Annotated in this window: 1 protein-coding gene; it reads right to left on the reverse strand. The window is 52.1% G+C overall.

What is annotated here, in order from left to right; translation table 11 throughout:
* On the reverse strand, window positions 1-219 hold a 219-nt coding region (locus ICE88_RS08475), incomplete at both ends, for a hypothetical protein (RefSeq protein ID WP_216252070.1).

Here is a 219-nt window from a genome sequence, read left to right on the forward strand (position 1 = left end):
TCACAGCCGTGGCCACTTCACTATTGGCATAGGTGCCAGCAGTCTTTGTGAAGGCTGATGTGCCTAATGTGAGGCCGTCACCATAAACCTTCGTGCGGTTATCCGCAGTCAAGGTGATCGGACGAGCTGTGATCGCCAAGCTACCAGATACATACGTGATGTCATAGTTGCTAGCCAAGAAGCCATCAGTACCGGTGGCTGATGTGGCCACTACTTCAT

It is taken from the genome of Polynucleobacter sp. AM-26B4, from assembly GCF_018882285.1.
Lineage (GTDB): Bacteria > Pseudomonadota > Gammaproteobacteria > Burkholderiales > Burkholderiaceae > Polynucleobacter.